At 58.9% G+C, this 16635-nt stretch carries 16 protein-coding genes; 6 read left to right on the top strand and 10 right to left on the bottom strand.

Annotation, left to right across the window (positions count from 1 at the left end):
• Window positions 1-3 precede the first annotated feature (3 nt).
• Both FIV38_RS12505 and FIV38_RS12500 read right to left on the bottom strand, forming a co-directional pair.
• Window positions 4-957 (bottom strand): YihY/virulence factor BrkB family protein, encoded by a 954-nt coding sequence (locus tag FIV38_RS12505; protein ID WP_029296445.1) that lies wholly within the window; start codon window positions 955-957, stop codon window positions 4-6.
• 175 nt (window positions 958-1132) lie between these two features.
• Window positions 1133-1324 (bottom strand): CsbD family protein, encoded by a 192-nt coding sequence (locus tag FIV38_RS12500; protein ID WP_092237743.1) that lies wholly within the window; start codon window positions 1322-1324, stop codon window positions 1133-1135.
• 199 nt (window positions 1325-1523) lie between these two features.
• Here FIV38_RS12500 and FIV38_RS12495 point away from each other — a divergent pair, with 199 nt between their 5' ends.
• Window positions 1524-1901 carry a hypothetical protein gene (locus FIV38_RS12495; RefSeq protein ID WP_029296441.1) on the top strand — a complete coding sequence of 126 codons (378 nt, stop codon included), beginning with the start codon at window positions 1524-1526 and terminating at the stop codon, window positions 1899-1901.
• Window positions 1902-2003: 102 nt separating this feature from the next.
• On the opposite strand, the gene fadD1 is transcribed toward FIV38_RS12495, so the two are convergent.
• Entirely contained in the window at window positions 2004-3695 is a 1692-nt protein-coding gene (fadD1, locus tag FIV38_RS12490) for a long-chain-fatty-acid--CoA ligase FadD1 (protein WP_092237746.1), read from the bottom strand.
• Between the two features lie 377 nt (window positions 3696-4072).
• Window positions 4073-5761 (bottom strand): long-chain-fatty-acid--CoA ligase FadD2, encoded by a 1689-nt coding sequence (fadD2, locus tag FIV38_RS12485; RefSeq protein WP_029296437.1) that lies wholly within the window; start codon window positions 5759-5761, stop codon window positions 4073-4075.
• Between the two features lie 210 nt (window positions 5762-5971).
• Between fadD2 and FIV38_RS12480 the strand changes: the two genes are divergently transcribed.
• Window positions 5972-6916 (top strand): alpha/beta hydrolase, encoded by a 945-nt coding sequence (locus FIV38_RS12480; protein WP_029296436.1) that lies wholly within the window; start codon window positions 5972-5974, stop codon window positions 6914-6916.
• 68 nt (window positions 6917-6984) lie between these two features.
• On the top strand, window positions 6985-7455 hold the full coding sequence (locus tag FIV38_RS12475; protein ID WP_029296435.1) for a MaoC family dehydratase: 471 nt from the start codon (window positions 6985-6987) through the stop codon (window positions 7453-7455).
• A gap of 257 nt (window positions 7456-7712) precedes the next feature.
• Here the strand turns inward: FIV38_RS12475 and FIV38_RS12470 are convergent, their stop codons facing one another.
• A complete protein-coding gene (locus FIV38_RS12470) occupies window positions 7713-8180 on the bottom strand; it encodes a ferritin-like domain-containing protein (protein WP_092237749.1) in 468 nt (155 codons plus the stop codon).
• 206 nt (window positions 8181-8386) lie between these two features.
• Between FIV38_RS12470 and FIV38_RS12465 the strand changes: the two genes are divergently transcribed.
• Together FIV38_RS12465 and FIV38_RS12460 are read left to right on the top strand one after the other, a co-directional pair.
• Window positions 8387-8623 (top strand): DUF3820 family protein, encoded by a 237-nt coding sequence (locus tag FIV38_RS12465; protein WP_008056784.1) that lies wholly within the window; start codon window positions 8387-8389, stop codon window positions 8621-8623.
• 12 nt (window positions 8624-8635) lie between these two features.
• A complete protein-coding gene (locus tag FIV38_RS12460) occupies window positions 8636-9808 on the top strand; it encodes an aminotransferase class V-fold PLP-dependent enzyme (protein WP_092237752.1) in 1173 nt (390 codons plus the stop codon).
• A 200-nt stretch (window positions 9809-10008) separates the two neighbouring features.
• Here the strand turns inward: FIV38_RS12460 and FIV38_RS12455 are convergent, their stop codons facing one another.
• Genes FIV38_RS12455 through zwf form a run of 3 tightly spaced genes read right to left on the bottom strand, consistent with a single transcriptional unit; the run spans window position 10009 to window position 12858 of the window.
• Window positions 10009-10674 (bottom strand): bifunctional 4-hydroxy-2-oxoglutarate aldolase/2-dehydro-3-deoxy-phosphogluconate aldolase, encoded by a 666-nt coding sequence (locus tag FIV38_RS12455; RefSeq protein WP_029296409.1) that lies wholly within the window; start codon window positions 10672-10674, stop codon window positions 10009-10011.
• 17 nt (window positions 10675-10691) lie between these two features.
• On the bottom strand, window positions 10692-11405 hold the full coding sequence (pgl, locus tag FIV38_RS12450; RefSeq protein WP_029296406.1) for a 6-phosphogluconolactonase: 714 nt from the start codon (window positions 11403-11405) through the stop codon (window positions 10692-10694).
• Complete coding sequence (gene zwf, locus FIV38_RS12445; RefSeq protein WP_029296404.1) at window positions 11392-12858, bottom strand: glucose-6-phosphate dehydrogenase; 1467 nt, start codon at window positions 12856-12858, stop codon at window positions 11392-11394. The genes pgl and zwf overlap by 14 nt, the downstream gene beginning before the upstream one ends.
• A gap of 219 nt (window positions 12859-13077) precedes the next feature.
• Between zwf and FIV38_RS12440 the strand changes: the two genes are divergently transcribed.
• On the top strand, window positions 13078-13938 hold the full coding sequence (locus FIV38_RS12440; protein ID WP_169851198.1) for a MurR/RpiR family transcriptional regulator: 861 nt from the start codon (window positions 13078-13080) through the stop codon (window positions 13936-13938).
• Between the two features lie 119 nt (window positions 13939-14057).
• Here FIV38_RS12440 and FIV38_RS12435 read toward each other — a convergent pair whose 3' ends face one another.
• Window positions 14058-14903: a D-hexose-6-phosphate mutarotase gene (locus FIV38_RS12435; RefSeq protein ID WP_029296399.1), complete on the bottom strand. Its 846-nt coding sequence runs from the start codon at window positions 14901-14903 to the stop codon at window positions 14058-14060.
• A gap of 229 nt (window positions 14904-15132) precedes the next feature.
• Window positions 15133-16479, bottom strand: a complete 1347-nt coding sequence (locus FIV38_RS12425) for a carbohydrate porin (protein ID WP_029296397.1) — start codon at window positions 16477-16479, stop codon at window positions 15133-15135.
• Window positions 16480-16635: the final 156 nt, after the last annotated feature.

Below are 16635 nucleotides of genomic sequence, written 5' to 3'. Positions count from 1 at the left end.
CGGTCAGGTTTCATCAGTGGTGGGCTTGGGAATCGAGTGGTCCCGGCCGAGGCCCGAGACATGCTGTTTTTCATCGGGGTGGTGTTCGCCAAAATCCTTCTCCCCCGGATCCTTGCCTTCGGCGGACATATGTTCGATCACCGCATTCATTTCCGCACCGAGCAACAATACGGCGGCGGAAATGTAGAAATACAACAACAGCACGATGATCGCACCGATGCTGCCATACATGGCGTTGTAGTCGGCGAAGGTCTTGACGTAATAGCCAAAGCCCAATGAAGCCACGATCCAGACCACCACCGCCAGCACTGAGCCTGGCGTGATAAAGCGAAATTTCTGCTTCACATCCGGCATCACGTAGTACATCAACGCCACGGCGAACATCAGCAGGATCACGATCAAGGGCCACCGCAGGATGGTCCACAGGGTAACGACAAATTCCTGCATGCCGATCTGCCCGGCCAGCCACTCCATCACTTGCGGCCCCAGCACCATCAGCGCGGCAGCGGCCAGCAACATGCCGGCGATGCCCACGGTGTAGAGAATCGACAGCGGGAAGCGCTTCCAGATCGGCCGGCCTTCCACCACGTCGTAGGCGGCATTCATCGCGCTCATCATCAGGCGCACGCCGGCCGAGGCGGTCCACAGCGCGATGACGATACCCACCGACAGCAGCCCGCCCTTCGATTGCTGCAATTGGTCGATCACCGGGTTGACCTGCTCCAGGGCCTGGGGCGGCAGCACCAGTTCCGATTGCAGGCGCAGCCAACTGAAGAAATCCGGCAGGTGCAGGAAACCGATCAGGGCAATCAGGAACAGCAGGAAGGGGAACAGCGAAAACAGCATCTGGTAGGCCAGTGCCGAGGCGTAGGTGGGCATCTCGTCATCGATGAATTCTGTGACGGTGCGCATCAATACGCGGTGCAGCGGCAGATCTTTTAATACCGGAAAAATCATAGCGTCTCCTTTCGCCGCAAAAAGGTTGAGTTCGTGGGCGACTCAGGGGCCGTTTTCTACATCAAGGTAGCCTATTTGGCGACCTTGAAACAATTTCGAAACTTTAAACATCGGGCGTGACATAAAAACGGCCATCCGTGGATGGCCGTTGTACTGCGTGTTGCAAATGCTGGAATCAAGCCTTGTCGACGGTATTCTTTACCGCATCCTTGACCTTGCCGACCGCTTGCTGGGCTTCGCCCTTCTTCTCTTGAATCTTGCCTTCAGTCTCAAGCTTGGTGTTGTCAGTGGCTTTGCCGAAACCTTGCTTGATGTTGCCGATGGCTTCGTTAGCTAAACCTTTTGCCTTATCCGCTGTGCTGCCCATGGTATTTCTCCGTAAGAACAATCAAGGGTTTTGGTCATTACGTAAGGGTTGACCCTGGGCCTCTGCGCAGAGTTTCAATTATTTGCGTGAGGCATTTCATCACCCCATACAGGTTTGGCTTTATGTTTTGCCGCCAACCCCCGAGAATGCCCGGCAGATTCAGGCTCAATCGCTGAATAACAGATCCCGTAGGAAGGTTATGAAACTCAATAAATCACAGGCCATCGCCCGCAGAAACCTGGAACTGGGCGGTGCCGTGCTCGGCGTCAACAACTGCCACTTCACCGACCTGGACCGCAAGCGCAACATCTGGTGGTTCGACCTACCGGTGGCCCGCATTGCCATTGGGCAGTACGAGTGGATTCACTTGTTGATGCACAACGCCGAGACCGACCAGTTGCTGCACTTGAAAGTACCGACCGCGTTCCTGCGTGAAAAGCTTGAAGGGTTGGTGGTGCGCAATGCGGGCAAGCGCAAGCCGGAGATTACCCTGGAGCTGAGCGCGGACAAGGACTCGTTCCTCAAGGATGTACGCCCGGCGGGCGCTGGCGTGAGCTTCGCGCAGTTCGCCCTGTAAGCAGGCGCTCAAAAATGTGGGAGCTGGCTTGCCTGCTCCCACATTTGGATTGCAGTCCAATCAGCGCCCAATAAAAAGCCCCGCATGCGCGGGGCTTTTTGTTTACTTCTTCAGGCCCAACTTCTTCAGCTCTTCATCACGCAACTCACGACGCAGGATCTTGCCCACGTTGGTGGTCGGCAGCGCTTCGCGGAATTCAACAGCCTTCGGCACTTTGTAGCCGGTGACGTTGGCGCGCATATGCTCCATCACCTGCTCCTTGGTCAGCGTCGCGCCCGGCTTGACCACGATGAACAGCTTGATGTGCTCGCCCGACTTCTCGTCCGGCACACCAATGGCTGCGCACTGCAGCACGCCTGGCAAGCTTGCCAGCACGTCTTCCAGCTCGTTGGGGTAGACGTTGAAACCGGAGACCAGAATCATGTCCTTCTTGCGATCAACGATACGCATGTAGCCGTCTGGCTGGATGATCGCGATATCACCGGTCTTCAACCAGCCTTGGCTGTCGAGGACTTCGGCGGTGGCGTCTTCACGCTGCCAGTAACCTTTCATTACTTGCGGGCCCTTGACGCACAGTTCGCCGATTTCGCCCAGGGGCAACTCGACGCCCTCATCCGAGATGACCTTGCACAGCGTCGAAGGCACCGGAATGCCGATGGTGCCGATCTGGATATTCTGGATCGGGTTGACCGTGGCCACCGGGCTGGTTTCGGTCATGCCGTAACCTTCACAGATGCTGCAGCCGGTCACGGCTTTCCAACGCTCGGCTGCCGCCAGTTGCAGGGCCATGCCACCCGACAGGGTGACCTTGAGCGCCGAGAAGTCCAGCTTGCGAAAGCCTTCGTTGTTGCACAGCGCAACGAACAGGGTGTTCAGGCCGACAAAGCCGCTGAACTTCCACTTCGACAACTCCTTGACCATCGCCGGCAAGTCGCGCGGGTTGCTGATCAGGATGTTGTGGTTGCCGATCAGCATCATCGCCATGCAATGAAAGGTGAAGGCATAGATGTGGTAAAGCGGCAGCGGTGTGATCAGGATCTCGCAACCTTCATTGAGGTTGGAGCCCATCAGCGCCTTGCACTGCAGCATGTTGGCCACCAGGTTGCGATGGGTGAGCATCGCGCCCTTGGCTACGCCGGTGGTGCCACCGGTGTATTGCAGCACGGCCACGTCTTCGCTGGCGGGACTGACTTCGTTGACCGGCTGGCCATGGCCCTTGGCCAGGACGTCGTTGAACTTGATCGCCTGGGGCAAGTGATACGCCGGGACCATTTTCTTCACGTACTTGATGACGCTGTTGATCAGCAGCCGCTTGAGCGGTGGCAGCAGGTCAGCCACTTCAGTGACGATCACATGCTTGACGCCAGTCTTGGGTACGACTTTTTCCGCCAGGTGCGCCATATTGGCCAGGCAGATAAGGGCCTTGGCCCCGGAATCGTTGAACTGGTGTTCCATTTCCCGCGCGGTGTACAGCGGGTTGGTGTTGACCACGACCAGGCCGGCACGGATGGCGCCAAACACGGCCACCGGGTATTGCAGGAGGTTGGGCAATTGCACGGCGATTCGATCACCGGGCTGCAAGTCGGTATGCTGTTGCAGGTACGCGGCAAAGGCACCGGACAGTTCGTACAGCTCACCGTAGGTGATGGTCTTGCCCAGGTTGCTGAAAGCCGGTTTGTCGGCGAAGCGCTGGCAGGACTGTTTCAGTACCGCCTGAATATTTTGATACTCGTCTGGATTGATGTCTGCAGCAATCCCGGCGGGGTACTTATCCTTCCAAAAGTCTTCGATCATGGAAGCCCACTCCTCAGCGACGCGAATTCATTCACCGCATTTGATGCGATTATTATTTGTGTGTGTTTTTTTAGGTGATTCTGGCTGTTTCAAGCAGGCCGAGAGGTCACAAAGCGCGCCGAGAGTAGCAGCTTTGCAAAGGGCCGCCTAGAGCCAAAAGAGGGCCCTACAGTCATAAATATGACTCAAGAATATGCAGTAGTCATTTTTAGAGCAAAGATTCTATAACCCCCGAAACAGCTCTATTTTGCGGACTTACACCGTAAATGTAGGAGCTGGCTTGCCGGCGATGGCGGGCCAGTCGATACATACTTCGACTGATACACCGCCATCGCAGGCAAGCCAGCTCCCACATTTGAATCGCATTTCAGTCCAGGTCAGGCGATGTCGCGCAGCTCCCGGCGCAGGATCTTGCCTACCGGCGTCATCGGCAACGAGTCCCGCAACACAATGTGCTTGGGCACTTTGTAACCGGTGAAGTTGGCCTTGCAGTAGGTCTTCAACTCCTCAAGGCTGACGCCCTGGGCCCGCGCCACCACAAACAGCTTCACGGCCTCGCCGGTGCGTTCGTCGGGCACGCCGATCACCGCGCAGTTGGCGACGTTCGGGTGGGCCATCACTACGTCTTCGATCTCGTTGGGGTACACATTGAAGCCCGAGACGATGATCAGGTCCTTCTTGCGATCGACAATGCGCACAAAACCGTCCGGGTCGATCACCGCAATATCGCCCGTCTTGAGCCAGCCCTCGGCATCCAGGCTCTCGGCGGTGGCCGCCGGTTGCTGCCAGTAGCCCTTCATGACCTGCGGGCCCTTGATGCACAACTCGCCACGCTCGCCCAGCGGCAACTCCACGCCGGCGTCATCGATGACTTTCATCGCCGTGCCTGGCACTGGAATACCCACGGTGCCCAGGCGCGATTGATCACCATAGGGGTTGGTGCTGGCCACCGGCGACGTCTCGGTCAGGCCGTAGCCTTCGCCGATGGAACAGCCGGTGATCTGCTTCCAGCGTTCGGCCGTGGCCTTGACCAAGGCCGTGCCGCCGGAGTTGGTGATCTTCAGGTGGGAGAAGTCCAGGGTCTTGAAGTCCGGGTGTTCCATCAGCGCGACAAACAGGGTGTTGAGCCCCAGCAGCCCGGTAAACCGCCACTTCTTCAACTCCTTGATAAAGCCGCCGATGTCCCGGGGATTGGTGATCAGCACGTTGTGGTTGCCGGTGACCATCATGCACATGCAGTTCGCGGTGAAGGCATAGATATGGTAGAGCGGCAACGGCGCGACCATCACCTCCTGCCCTTCCTTGACCAGCGGATGCCCGTCTTCGCGCACCTGTGACATGCACGCCCGCACCTGTTGCATGTTCGCCACCAGGTTGCCGTGGGTCAGCATCGCGCCCTTGGCCAGGCCGGTGGTGCCACCGGTGTATTGCAGCACCGCGATGTCATCCAGGGTGACCGGATGGCGGGTCACGGCCAGGCCTGCGCCCATGTGCAAGGCGCGCTTGAACGACATCGCCCGGGGCAGGCTGTAGGCCGGCACCATCTTCTTCACCTTGTCGACCACAGTGTTGATCAGCCAACCCTTGGCAGTGGGCATGAAGTCGCCCATCTTGGCTTCGATCAGGTATTCGATCTCGGTGTCGGCCGCCACTTCCTGCACCCTGGAACCGAACAGGTTGAGGTAGACCAGGGCACGAATGCCTGCGTCCTTGAACTGATGACGCATTTCCCGCGGCGTGTACAGCGGGTTGGTGTTGACCACCACCAGCCCGGCGCGCAAGGCGCCGAAGACGGCAATCGGATAATGCAGGACGTTGGGCATCTGCACCGCAATACGGTCGCCCGGTTTCAGGTCTGTGTGGTGTTGCAGGTAGCCGGCGAACGCCGCGCTCTGGCGCTCCAGGTCGGCGTAGGTCAGGGTGATCCCCATGTTGCTGAATGCCGGACGGTCGGCAAAGGCCTTGCAGGAACGCTCGAAGACTTCGATTACTGACTTGTACGCCGACAGGTCTAACTCATTGGGCACACCGGCCGCGCGTTTGTCATTCCAGAAATCAGGTTGCATTATTCTTGTCCTCTTACCCGAGTGTGCCCGACCGCTTCCGGCTGTTTACGGGAAGCGGAGCTTCGGGGACGTTAGCAGTTATGGCTAAACAGGCAAATACACAAAAACGTGTCATTGATTGTATGAATCTTGCCCCTGAGGCCAAGGGTGATCAGACGCCCGCCCACAGATGAGCTATACACTGCAACGACCCTGAGCAAAGGAAGCGCCATGAACCACACCACTTTCTGGCTGACCGCGAATGACCGCAGCCGCCTGCACGTCAACCAGTGGCTCCCGGACGAAACGCCCGCGGCGCTGGTGATGCTGGCCCATGGCATGGCCGAGCATAGCGGCCGCTATGCGCGCCTGGCCCAGGCCTTGTGTGGCGCCGGCTACGGTGTGTATGCCCCGGACCTGCGCGGGCACGGCCGCACCGCCGATGAAGGTACCCTGGGCCTGTACGCCGAGCGGGATGGCTGGAACAAGGTGGTGGGTGACCTGGCCGCCCTCAACCAGCATATCGGCCAACAGGCCCCCGGTGTGCCGATCATCCTGTTGGGCCACAGCATGGGCAGCTATATCGCCCAGGCCTATCTGCTGCACCACAGCGCCAGCCTGCACGGGGCGATTCTCAGTGGCTCGAATTTCCAGCCGGTGGCCCTGTACCGCGCCGCCCAACTGATCGCCCGCGCCGAACGCCTGCGCCAGGGCCTGCGGGGGCGCAGCGCGCTGATCGAGTTCCTGTCGTTCGGCTCGTTCAACAAGGCCTTCAAACCCAACCGCACGGCATTCGACTGGTTGAGCCGCGATCCGGACGAAGTGGACAAGTACATCAACGACCCCTTGTGCGGCTTTCGCTGCACCAACCAGCTGTGGATCGACTTGCTCGGTGGCTTGCAGCAAATCAGCAAAGCGTCCAATCTCAAACAGATTGATCCGGGCCTGCCGATCCTGGTGATGGGTGGCGAATGTGATCCGGTCAGTGAAGGCAAGCGTCTCACCAGCCTGGCCAACGCGCTGCGCGATGCGGGCTGCCAGAACCTGCAATTGAATATTTACCCGCAGGCCCGGCACGAACTGTTCAATGAAACCAACCGCGATGCGGTCACCGCCGATGTGCTGGCGTGGATGGCCCAGGCCGTGAACCATCGCCGGCCGGCACGCTGCGAATGAACAGAAAAATATTTTCGTTTAAAATCAACGAATTAAGACTATCGATTAGCCACAGGATGCACGATTAGATGACCCAGGTTACCAACACGCCTTACGAAGCCCTCGAAGTCGGCCAGAAAGCCACCTATAGCAAAACCGTGGAAGAGCGCGATATCCAGCTGTTCGCGGCGATGTCCGGCGACCATAACCCGGTGCACCTGGATGCAGAGTTTGCCAAGGCGACCATGTTCAAGGAGCGTATCGCCCACGGCATGTTCAGCGGCGCGTTGATCAGCGCGGCAGTCGCCTGTGAGTTGCCTGGGCCGGGCACCATCTATATCGGCCAGCAGATGAGCTTTCAGAAACCGGTGAAAATCGGCGACACCCTGACCGTACGTCTGGAAATTCTCGAGAAGCTACCCAAGTTCCGCGTGCGGATTGCCACCCAGGTGTTCAACCAGCGTGATGAGTTAGTGGTGGATGGCGAAGCGGAGATCCTCGCACCGCGCAAGCAACAGGTCGTGACCTTGACCCAATTGCCAGCGATCAGCATCGGCTGAAAATCCCTGGTCCTGTGAAAGCAAAATAATGTGGGAGCGGGCTTGCCCGCGATGGCGGTGTATCAGTCGAAATCTAAATTGACTGTTCCACCGCCATCGCTGGCAAACCAGCTCCCACAGTTGTTTTGGGGCGTACTCAAACATCCTGCCCGGCACAACCCCCTTGTGGGAGCGGGCTTGCCCGCGATAGCGGTGTAGCAGTCGACATCTAAATTGACTGATCCACCGCCATCGCAGGCAAGCCAGCTCCCACAGTTTCAGGACTGGGCGCGGGCCTGGTTACGCAGGGCTTTGACCTGGTCATGGTTGCGCTGTGCGCCGTGGTACTGACGCTCAACCAAGTCACGAATACCGACCAGGTTGTGCTTGTTGATTTTCTCGATGGCTTCTTTGTAAGCCTTCAACGCATGGTCTTCACCACGCTCGGCTTCGTTGAGGACTGCTTCTTCATCCTTGCCAGTCACCAGCGACTTCACGTCAACCCAGCCACGATGCAGGGCGCCGGCAACGCTGCCGGAATCTTCCGGGTCACCACCCAAGGCACGCACCGCTGTCTGCAGTTCGGCAGCCGCCGAGGCGCAGTCAGCTGAACGCTTGGTGAACAACGCCTTGAGCTCTGGGTGCTTGATGTCTTCTGCGCAGGTCTTGAAGCCTTCCTGGCCGTCTTTACTGGTTTCGATCAGGTCGTTGAGTACGGAGATCGATTCTTTGTTGATGTCAGTCATTTTTCAATTCCTTCACAGGTTTAGAAACGTACTGGGGTAGTTGCAGCGCCCGTGCCAGGTCTTGAATTAAAAATTAAGCCTTAATTTTCAATGAGTTATAAATAAACTCAAAATCTGTATCCGCTTTATTTGCATGATCTGTCATTTGGCCTTCATGCAGAATGCCTGTATTTTCCAGGGCACCCTCCTGATTGCCTGAAGCACCTATGAACCCCGAAAAACTCGAACTGCTGATCACCCGCCAAATGCCGTTCGGCAAGTACAAGGGCCGGATCATTGCCGACCTGCCCGGTCCTTACCTGAACTGGTTTGCCCGCGAGGGTTTCCCCCACGGCGAGTTAGGCGGCCTGCTGGCGTTGATGCAGGAAATCGATCACAACGGCCTGTCCGAACTGCTCGAACCGCTGCGCGCCAAACACGGTAAACCTGCCCCTCGCCACTAATCGAGCCTGACCATGCCCTACACCCGCGACGAGGCCTACTGGCAGGCCATTGCCCAGCGCTATGAGCAAGAACCCGGCCCCATCAACCTGGAAAACGGTTACTTCGGCCGTATGAGCCGGGCGGTGCTGGCGCAATATCAGGAGCATGTGGCCTTTATCAATCGCAGCAACTCGGTGCATGTGCGCCAACGTTTCGAGCAAGGGGACAACGTCGAGATTCGCCGGCAACTGGCCGAATTAATCAATGTCGATCCAGAAGCCATCGCCTTCACCCGCAATGCCACCGAAGCCCTGCAATCGTTGATCCGCAACTACAACCGCCTGCAACCGGGCGACCAGGTGCTGATCAGTGACCTGGAATACGACACGGTCAAGGGCGCCATGCGTTGGCTCGCCGGCTACCGGGGTGTGGAGGTGATAGAAGTATCCCACGCCCACCCGGCCAGTTTCGACAGCCTGGTGCAGACCTATCGCGATACCTTCAGCCGCTACCCGCGCCTGAAGCTGATGGCGCTGACCTATGTCACCCACCGCACGGGCCTGGTTATGCCGGTAGAGGCCATCGCCCGGGCTGCACGGGAATCTGGCGTCGAAATCATCCTCGATGGCGCCCATGCGTTGGGCCAGATCGACTTCAACCTGGCCCAACTGGGCATCTCGTTCGCAGGTTTTAACCTGCACAAGTGGATCGGTGCGCCGCTGACCCTGGGTTTTTTGTACATAGCCCCTGAGCGCCTGGCCCAGATTGATCCGGACATGGCCGAGTTCCATTACCCGATCACCGATGTGCGTGCCCGTACGCCCTACAGCACACCGAATTTTCCGGCGCTGATGACCTTACCGCTCGTGCTTGAAGAACATCGAGCCTTGGGCGGCGCGCATTCCAAGGGTGCGCGGGTGAAGTACCTGCGTGACCTGTGGGTGAGCCAGGTGCGGCCATTGCCGGGGATCGAGGTGCTGACCTCGGATGATCCACGGTTGTATTGCGCGATTACCGCGTTCAAGTTCATCGGGCGCGACCAGCAGGTGATGGCGGATCGATTGCTCGATGAGTACAACCTGTTTACCACCCTGCGCAGCGGGGCGGCATTTGGCAGTTGTATCCGGGTGACGCCGGGGTTGGTGACCTCGGCAGCGGACATCGGCGTGCTGGTCAACGCGATTAACAAGCTGAATGCCGATTAAAACTGTGTGCGGGCTTGCTCGCGAATGCGCGGTAACAGTCACTGAATGTGTTGAATGACACACCGCATTCGCGAGCAAGCCCGCACACAGTTCGATTGTCGTGATTTCAAGGTTTTCTGTAGGCAAAAAAAAGCGGCGCACCGACCAAGTGCACCGCAAACATGCCGTGAAGCACAGCAACAACGATTCGGTAAATCAGATCAATCGAGCAGCGCCAGCGCTTCGGCGGTGACTTCCTGGATACGCCCCCAGTCGCCGTCCTTGATCCACTGTGGATCAAGCATCCAGCTACCGCCCACGCACATCACGTTTTTCAACGCCATGTAGTTTTTGATGTTGGCCGGGCCAACGCCGCCAGTCGGGCAGAATTTCACTTCGCCAAACGGCCCACCCAAGGCCTTGATTGCTGCCACGCCGCCGCTGACTTCCGCGGGGAACAGCTTGAAGCGGCGATAGCCCAGGCCATAGCCTTCCATGATGCCGGAGGCATTGCTGATGCCAGGCAGCAGCGGGATCGGGCTGTCGACACTGGCTTCGAGCAGGTCGCGGGTAATGCCGGGGGTGACGATGAACTGCGAGCCCGCCGCCTCGGCTGCCGCCAGCATGGTGCGATCGAGCACCGTGCCCGCACCGGTGACCAGCTCCGGACGCTGCTCACGCAGGACCTGGATAGCCTTGAGGCCGAACTGCGAACGCAGGGTCACTTCCAGCGCGGTCAAGCCACCCGCCGCCAGGGCATCAGCCAGGGGCAGAATGTCCTGCTCGCGGGCAATGGTGATCACCGGCAGGATCCGCGCCTTGGCGCAGAGGCTGTCGATCAGGGCAACTTTATCCGCCATGGACACGGTCGGGTGAGGGCTTTTCATAGCGGCTGATCCTTGGCTCATGGGCACCAGTAAATCTCTAGAGTAGGTTGCAAAAACGCGCGAATCGGCATGCCGGCAACATCGTCGCCAGCCAGCGCTTCGCTCAGGGTGTGGAGTTTCGAATCGCCGGCAATCGACAACACGGTGTAACGGGCACTGGCCAGCAACGCACGGCTCATGGTCAGGCGCTGATGGGGCACGCTCGGCGCCAGCATCGGCCAGCAACGACGAGTACCATCCGGCTTCAAGGCTTCGGCCAGGTTCGGGCTGTTGGGGAACAGGGAGGCGGTATGCCCGTCATCGCCCATGCCCAGCACCAGCACATCAATTGCCGGCAGTTCAGCCAGCAGGCGATCGGCCTGTTCGGCAGCACCGTCCAGGTTCGCCGCAGCACTGTAGAGGCTCAAGAACCGGGCCTTGGCCGCCGGGCCTTGCAGCAGGTGTTTTTTCAACAGGCCGGCGTTGCTGTCGGCATGTTCGACCGGCACCCAGCGCTCGTCGGCCAGGGTGATCGTCACCTTGGACCAGTCCAGGCCCTGCTTGGCCAGGTTCTGAAAAAACGCCACCGGGCTGCGGCCACCGGACACCACCAGCGTCGCCTCGCCCCGGGCACTGATGGCCGCGCGCAGTTGTTCGGCCACATCATTGGCCAAGCCTTCGGCCAGCAGTACCGGCGTGCGGTACTCGTGGGGTGTTACGCCTTGCGGCAGTTTCAAATCAGATATCGCCATACCACGACCTCCCATCCCGCGTGATCAGTGCAATGGAGCTCATCGGCCCCCAGGAACCCGCCGCGTACGGCTTGGGTGCATCACCGGATTTCTTCCACCCGGCGATCAACTGGTCACACCACTTCCACGCGGCTTCGATTTCATCTTTACGGACAAACAGGTTCTGATTGCCGCGCATCACTTCCAGCAACAACCGCTCGTAGGCATCGGGGATCCGCGTACTACGGTAGGTGTCGGAAAAATTCAGTTGCAGTGGCCCGCTGCGCAGTTGCATGCCTTTATCCAGGCCCTGCTCCTTGGTCATCACACGCAAGGAAATACCTTCGTCCGGTTGCAGGCGGATGATCAGCTTGTTGCTGATCTGCAGGCGCTGCTCGGGGGCAAAGATATAGTGGGACGGCTCCTTGAAATGGATGACGATCTGCGACAGTTTTTGCGGCATGCGCTTGCCGGTGCGCAGGTAGAACGGCACCCCGGCCCAACGCCAGTTGCGGATATCGGCACGCAGGGCAACGAAGGTTTCGGTGTCGCTCTGGGTGTTGGAATTCTCTTCTTCCAGGTAGCCCGGTACCGGTTTGCCGGCGCTGTAGCCGGCGATGTACTGGCCGCGCACTACCTGGGTGGTCAGGCCTTCGGGGCTGATCGGCGCCAGGGCCTTGAGCACCTTGACCTTCTCATCGCGGATGCTATCGGCCGACAGGTCGGCCGGCGGGTCCATGGCAATCAGGCAGAGCAATTGCAGCAGGTGGTTCTGGATCATGTCCCGCAGTTGCCCGGCCTTGTCGAAGTAGCCCCAGCGGCCTTCGATACCCACCTGCTCGGCCACGGTGATTTCCACGTGGGAGATGTAGTGCTGGTTCCACTGGGTTTCAAACAGGCTATTGGCAAAACGCAGGGCGATCAGGTTCTGGACCGTCTCTTTGCCCAGGTAGTGGTCGATGCGGTAGGTACGGTTTTCCGGGAAAAACTGCGCCACGGCGTCGTTGACCTTGCGCGAGGATTCCAGGTCCGAACCGATGGGCTTTTCCAGGACAACGCGGGTATTTTCCGCCAGGCCAACCTTGGACAGGTTCTCGCAAATCGCGCCATACACCGCGGCCGGGGTGGCGAAGTAGGCGATCAGGCGTTGTTCGGTGCCGGCCTTGGCGGCCAGGGCGACGTAGTCATCGGCGTTCATGAAGTCGACGTGCACGTAGGCCAGACGCGCCAGGAAGCGCGCGGCCACCGCTTCATCCAGCTCTTGGCCGACGTACTTGCGCAGTTCGTGCTCGATGTGGTCCAGGTGCTGCTGCTCGGAACCGGCTTCACGGGCCAGGGCCAGGATGCGAGTGTCGGCGTGCAAGAGCCCGGCGCCATCGAGTTGATAGAGGGCAGGAAATAACTTGCGCAGCGCCAGATCACCCAAGGCGCCAAACAGGGCAAAGGTGCAGGGTTCCACGGTTATCGAAGGCATGATGTTTGTTCTTTTATCAAGTTAAGCTACAAATACCTTTTTTCAAGGCATCACTCAAGGAAAAATGTAGTAATAACCACAACATTTTCCCAAAAAACGCATTGCGAGTGGTGGTGTTCAACTACCCTCAGTAGGATAGGCCACCGCCAAGGGCCGCTCGTCGACCTTTTACTGGCCCCTACTTGCATCGTCGCCCGAAGGAAAGACTGAATGGACCGCGTGCGAAATCTTCTGGAACAGATCCGGAACCGCCTCGAAGAATTGAACAAGGCCGAGAAAAAAGTCGCCGAGGTCATCCTGCTCAACCCACAGCAGGCGACCCGCTTCTCTATCGCTGCCCTCGCCCAAGCCGCCTCGGTCAGTGAACCGACGGTCAACCGTTTCTGCCGCTCGTTCGGCGTCAGTGGTTACCCTGAACTGAAATTGCAGCTGGCGCAAAGCCTGGCCAGTGGCGCGGCCTATGTCAGCCGCGCGGTGGAGGCCGATGATAACCCCGAGGCCTACACGCAGAAGATTTTTGGCAGCGCCATTGCCTCATTGGACAGCGCCTGCCAGGCCCTGGACCCCAACCTGATCAGCAAGGCCGTGGACCTGCTGATCCAGGCGCGGCAGATCCACTTCTTTGGCCTGGGGGCTTCGGCGCCGGTGGCCATGGATGCCCTGCACAAGTTCTTCCGTTTCAACCTGTCGGTCACGGCCCATGCCGATGTGCTGATGCAACGTATGATCGCTTCGGTGGCCCACACCGGGGAGTTGTTCGTGATCATTTCCTACACCGGCCGTACCCGTGAGTTGGTGGAAGTGGCGCGTATTGCGCGGGAAAACGGTGCTTCGGTGCTGGGCGTAACCGCCGAGAACTCGCCACTGGCCAAGGCCAGTACGGTGAGCCTGAACATCCCGTTGCCGGAAGACACCGACATCTATATGCCAATGACCTCGCGGATCATTCAGTTAACCGTGCTCGATGTGTTGGCGACGGGCATGACCTTGCGTCGCGGGGTGGATTTCCAGCCGCATTTGCGCAAGATCAAAGAGAGTTTGAACGACAGCCGGTATCCGGTTGGGGATGAGTTCAACTAAAGCTGGAACCTCCTCAAGCAGGGCCCTATCGCGGGCAAGCCCGCTCCCACATTTTTGATGGGTGAACACATTCGAATGTGGGAGCGCGGTTGCCCGCAAAGACGCCATCAGCAACACCGCTAAACCCCAGCCCGGGCCTGCAGACTCAAATGCGCCCTCTCCCCCGGCGCCAGGCAGGCCCCGGCCATGGCCGACTCGACACACACAAAGCCCGACGCTTCATTAAAGCTCACCCCCAGCAATGGCCGGCTGCCCGGATGCCAGACCACCGTGTCTGCACTGTCACCCGTATCAATGCACAACTCGCGCTGCCACGCATGGTCCTTGAGCTGCAGTTCGCCCTCATGCTGGAACACGCGCTGGCAGCCGCCATCGACGCGCAGCTCACCTTCCTGCTGACAGGCCTGGCGGCTCAACTGGTCGTAACCTTGCGCACCCTCTAGCCCAGACAGCGCTATCTCACCAACGTGACCAATACGCCAATAAGCGTGCAAAGCGTGGCTCAATTGGCACGGCAGTTCGTCCTGGTGCTCGGTGCTCAAGCGCAATTGCAGGCTTTCACCCAAGTGCGCATGCAGGTCCACCTGCCAATCGCACAACTGCAATTGCCAGTGCAGGCGCACGCCGTCCTCGCCGGTGCTGCTATCCAGCAGCTTCCAGTCGATCAAGCGCGCCCAGCCATGGGAGGGCCAGGCGTTTTCGCTGGGATGACGGCCATACCACGGCCAGCACACGGGCACGCCGCCACGAATCGCCCCGACTTGCGGCCACTTTGCCGCGCACCACAGCCATGGCTTCTGGCCCGTAGGCTGGAAGTGCAGCAATTGCGCGCCCTGGCGGCTGAACACCGCCTGGCAGAGCGGGTGATCGATCACCAGCACGTCACGCATCTGGAAGCGCTCCCAGGCAAACACCGGTTGCTCGCGCAGGGATTTGAAAAAGCGTTGCAGCGGTTGCTCATGCATGTGCCACGGTCCTGATAATCATGTCGCGCAAATGCGCCCATACCTGTAGGAGCGAGCTTGCTCGCGAAGATCGTTAACGCTGACGCGGGCATCTTGGATGAACGCGGCGCTCTCAAGTTTTTCGCGAGCAAGCTCGCTCCTGCAGGGCTGTTCGCCCTTCGCAAAAAAAAGCGGATAGCCATGGCTACCCGCAAATGCGCACAGAGAGAAGGAGCTTATCGCAACAGCGTTAGAACACCGACTGAATTTTCAGGCCGGCCACCAGCGCGTTGTCGACTTTATCCACGCCGCCCGGTTGGACAACGTATTGCAGGTTGGGACGCACGGTCAGCCAGTTGGTGACGTGGAAGCCGTAGTTGATTTCGAAGTTGTACTCGGTTTCGCGCAGCGGCGAGAACCGCGCATTGTCGTAGTCACTCACACCGTTGGAAATGTTGCGCAGCTCGGCGTTTTTCTTCACGTCGTCGTTGACGTGCAGACGAGCGGCGCCAATCCCTACGTCATCTTTTGGACGCGCGTCGAATGGGCCTTTGTACACCAGCATGATCGACTGGTAGTTATCGACGGTGTTGGTTTCTTTGTCGTGGAACGTGGCGTTGGCAGCGATATTCAGACCACGAGACGCGTCGCCGTTATGGGTGGTGAGTTGCTGTTGCGCAACGAACCAGTAGCCTTTCTTGCTGCTGCGGGTGCGGTAGTCAGCGCCAGTGGTGGCGGCATCGTTACCGTTGACGTCCTCACGCACATCAGGAGCATCGGCGGCGCTCTTGTAGTAACCCACACGGTATTCGCCCGGCAGGTTATTGACCTTCGGCGACCAGACCAACTCCACCGGAATCACGGTGCCCTTGGTGCCACTGCCGCTGAGTTTGAAGCCGTTGCCGTGCTCCAGTTGCGATGGGTTCTGGTTGTACGCACCGATCTGCGCATACAGCTCAGGGGTGATGTGGTACTTCACGCGGATCGCGGCCTGGCTGACCGGCCAGTTGTACCAGGTGTTGACGTAGTTACCCACTTGGGAGCCGCAGAACGACAGGTTCTGGAAGTCGCATGGGAAGGTGTTGAAGTCTTCGCCTTCACCGAAGTAACCGAGTTTTACATCCAGCTTGTTGTCGAACATCTGGTGCTGAATCCAGAACTGGGTCAGGCGCACCATATGGCCACGGCCGTACACTTCTTGAGATGAACTCAAGGTGCCTGCACGCGGGTCGCCAATACGGTCATTGGAAATGTTACGACCATTACGGCTGGTCATCTGGATCTTGGCCTGGGTGTTGTCCCAGCCCCACAGCTTTTGCAGGTCCAGCGCGACGCCGAGGCCGAACTGGTCAGCGTAACGACCGGTCTTGTCATCGTTGTAGCCGCCGCGCGCGTTGTAGCCCGCTTCCCCAACGTAGTCGGCCTTGATGTCGATACCCTGCTCGATCAGCTTGGTTCGCTCGCCGCCCCAATCGCCGGTCATCCATTTGGAGTCGGCGCTGAAGGCTTCGTCTGCCATCGCATTGGCGGACAAAACCAGGGCTGCTGCCGCTGACAGTTGGCAGATCAGCCGGGTGTTGTTGTGTTGCTTTTTCATCCCTACATCCTCGTCTTTATTGTTATTAACTGTTTTTATCTAACGCGGTTTACATCTATTTTTATCTGAAGTAGGAGCGAGCTTGCTCGCGAAGATCGTTAACGCTGACGCGGGCATCCTGGATGAACGCGGCGCTCTCACGTTTTTCGCGAGCAA

It is taken from the genome of Pseudomonas proteolytica, assembly GCF_007858275.1.
Taxonomy (GTDB): Bacteria; Pseudomonadota; Gammaproteobacteria; order Pseudomonadales; family Pseudomonadaceae; genus Aquipseudomonas; species Aquipseudomonas proteolytica.
Note: the sequence above shows the minus strand (reverse complement) of the source record. Positions and strands in the feature narration are given on the sequence as shown.

Coding starts and splice junctions, on each gene's coding strand:
- FIV38_RS12505 (WP_029296445.1), bottom strand. CDS start 957: ATGATTTTTCCGGTATTAAAAGATCTGCCGCTGCACCGCGTATTGATG.
- FIV38_RS12500 (WP_092237743.1), bottom strand. CDS start 1,324: ATGGGCAGCACAGCGGATAAGGCAAAAGGTTTAGCTAACGAAGCCATC.
- FIV38_RS12495 (WP_029296441.1), top strand. CDS start 1,524: ATGAAACTCAATAAATCACAGGCCATCGCCCGCAGAAACCTGGAACTG.
- fadD1 (WP_092237746.1), bottom strand. CDS start 3,695: ATGATCGAAGACTTTTGGAAGGATAAGTACCCCGCCGGGATTGCTGCA.
- fadD2 (WP_029296437.1), bottom strand. CDS start 5,761: ATGCAACCTGATTTCTGGAATGACAAACGCGCGGCCGGTGTGCCCAAT.
- FIV38_RS12480 (WP_029296436.1), top strand. CDS start 5,972: ATGAACCACACCACTTTCTGGCTGACCGCGAATGACCGCAGCCGCCTG.
- FIV38_RS12475 (WP_029296435.1), top strand. CDS start 6,985: ATGACCCAGGTTACCAACACGCCTTACGAAGCCCTCGAAGTCGGCCAG.
- FIV38_RS12470 (WP_092237749.1), bottom strand. CDS start 8,180: ATGACTGACATCAACAAAGAATCGATCTCCGTACTCAACGACCTGATC.
- FIV38_RS12465 (WP_008056784.1), top strand. CDS start 8,387: ATGAACCCCGAAAAACTCGAACTGCTGATCACCCGCCAAATGCCGTTC.
- FIV38_RS12460 (WP_092237752.1), top strand. CDS start 8,636: ATGCCCTACACCCGCGACGAGGCCTACTGGCAGGCCATTGCCCAGCGC.
- FIV38_RS12455 (WP_029296409.1), bottom strand. CDS start 10,674: ATGAAAAGCCCTCACCCGACCGTGTCCATGGCGGATAAAGTTGCCCTG.
- pgl (WP_029296406.1), bottom strand. CDS start 11,405: ATGGCGATATCTGATTTGAAACTGCCGCAAGGCGTAACACCCCACGAG.
- zwf (WP_029296404.1), bottom strand. CDS start 12,858: ATGCCTTCGATAACCGTGGAACCCTGCACCTTTGCCCTGTTTGGCGCC.
- FIV38_RS12435 (WP_029296399.1), bottom strand. CDS start 14,903: ATGCATGAGCAACCGCTGCAACGCTTTTTCAAATCCCTGCGCGAGCAA.
- FIV38_RS12425 (WP_029296397.1), bottom strand. CDS start 16,479: ATGAAAAAGCAACACAACAACACCCGGCTGATCTGCCAACTGTCAGCG.